Below are 2,168 nucleotides of genomic sequence, written 5' to 3'. Positions count from 1 at the left end.
TGCTGACCCAAACGATGGAATATTTTTTTTAGTTGGAAGTCCCTTTGTAGGATACGTGAATGAAAGGAAAAAACCCTACACCCTACACCCCACACCCCACACCCAGCCCTGATGGTAAATTTTGTGCGTAAGTCCTGCTTTATTGATCTGCAATAAGCTGTAAATTCATAAGTTTTCCTGTTGTTTTCAGATCCCCAGGAAAAAGGGTTAAAAAAAACCTGATTTTGCTACACTAAGATGAGCGTGTGTTTTCAATGTTCCCTTAACTCAGTGAACAGCAAACAGTAAAAATACTGAAAACTGATAACTGCTAATGACTGGCTGCTGAATTCTTCATTTTTCCTCAAAACATCTCAACAAGAAAAGTTCAACGGCAAGTTATACAATGAAGTTTAAATCTGAATCAGGTTTATCCAAAAGGCTGCGAAAATTCTTCAACGGACTCAGTATTAGACAAAAAATTGTCACTGGATATGCTTTGTCACTAGGAATTGCGATTTTAGGGACAACGGGTGGTTTATTGATAGGCGATCGCTACTTCCAAGTTGCTAGAGACAAAATGCATTTAGCAAATGAGGAAGAAGCTTTACTTAGTAGTTTACAAGGGGTGCTGTTAGAAATTCAGGTTCATCAACAAGAACTAGTGCCAATTTTAACTGGGCAGCAAGATTTACAGCCAGCAGATTCCTCTTTTCAGGTTCATCTTCAAGAATTTGAAACTTTGTATTCTCAGTTAAAGACATTTAGCCTCATTGATTCGCAGTATAATTTACAGGTTTTACTCCAGAAACACGACCGCAATCTCTCTGAGTATTTTCAACAACTTAGAGAATTGAACCAACAAATTTATCAGTTACGCTCCCAACCTCAAGCATTAGCCAAAATACAACAATTAACTTGGAATTTTAATCAAAGTTCAGCCACACGGAACTTTTTTATATTTTCCCATGATTTAACTGACTTTGCTAAAACAGTGAACGCACGCCGAGAACAAGCTGATATAGCTCAACATCAAGCTGCTATATTACAAGCCCAGATTATTATTGCTAGTATGTTGCTGTCAGGATCTATTGCAATTATACTAGCTATATATACCAGTAGAGTTATCTCTTATCCCATTAATACTGTTACGAATATTGCCCAAAGAGTGACCAAAGAATCTAATTTTGAATTACAAGCATCTGTAAATACAAAAGACGAAATTGGTACTTTGGCTGATGCCTTAAACCAGCTAATTCGACAAGTAAAATATCTTTTAGAAATCCAAGAAAACGAAGCCCAAATCAAACTGATTCAAAGTGAAAAAATGTCAAGTTTAGGGAGAATGTTAGCTGGTGTCGCCCATGAAATTAATAATCCAGTTCATTTTATTTCTGGCAACCTATTACACGCCAAAACTTATGTTAATGATTTATTAATACTATTGAAAACATACCAAAAAGCAATTCCTAATCCACCCGATGAAGTTAAAGTTGTAGTTGAAGAAATAGATTTAGAGTTTCTGGAAACAGACTTACCAAAAATATTGAAATCAATGACCTTGGGAACTGAACGTACACGAGAAATTGTCCGCAGTTTAAAAAATTTCTCGCGGTTGGATGAAGGAATACCACACTTGATAGATTTGCATCCTTGTATTGACAGTACATTATTAATTTTAAATAATCGTCTTAAAAATAATATTAAAGTTATTCGCAAATATGGAGAGATTCCTACAATTAATGGTTACATGGGTTTACTTTATCAAGTATTTATGAATTTGCTTAGTAATGCTATTGATGCTGTAGAAGAAAAATCTCAGAAACAGCCAAAATTTTTACCAGAAATTACCATTATTACAGAATGTTTATGTCAGGATTGGGTAGTAGTGCGAATTGCAGATAACGGAATTGGAATTACCACAGAACATCAAAAAAAGATATTTGAAACTTTTTTCACTACTAAACCACGAGGTATTGGTACAGGCTTAGGTTTGGCAATTACTCATCAAATTGTTGTGGAAAAACACAGAGGTAAAATTAGTTGTCATTCTGAGTTAGATCAAGGAACAGAATTTGCGATTTCTTTACCAATAGGGAATAGGGAATAGGGAATAGGGAATAGGGAATAGGGAATAGGATAACAGAGGAGAAAATTCTTCCACTATATAAAACCGACACCCCACACCC

1 protein-coding gene is annotated in these 2,168 nt (G+C 35.3%); it reads left to right on the top strand.

What is annotated here, in order from left to right; all coding sequences use genetic code 11:
* The first annotated feature begins 385 nt into the window (after positions 1-385).
* Entirely contained in the window at positions 386-2,089 is a 1,704-nt protein-coding gene (locus A0J48_RS26310) for a sensor histidine kinase (protein ID WP_200327519.1), read from the top strand.
* Positions 2,090-2,168: the final 79 nt, after the last annotated feature.

The organism is Sphaerospermopsis aphanizomenoides BCCUSP55 (assembly GCF_001586785.1).
Lineage (GTDB): Bacteria > Cyanobacteriota > Cyanobacteriia > Cyanobacteriales > Nostocaceae > Sphaerospermopsis_A > Sphaerospermopsis_A aphanizomenoides_A.
This window is presented reverse-complemented; position numbering and strand designations above follow the sequence as displayed.

Bases quoted from the DNA above. Each gene is read 5' to 3' on its own strand.
- A0J48_RS26310 (WP_200327519.1), top strand. From the start codon at position 386: ATGAAGTTTAAATCTGAATCAGGTTTATCCAAAAGGCTGCGAAAATTC.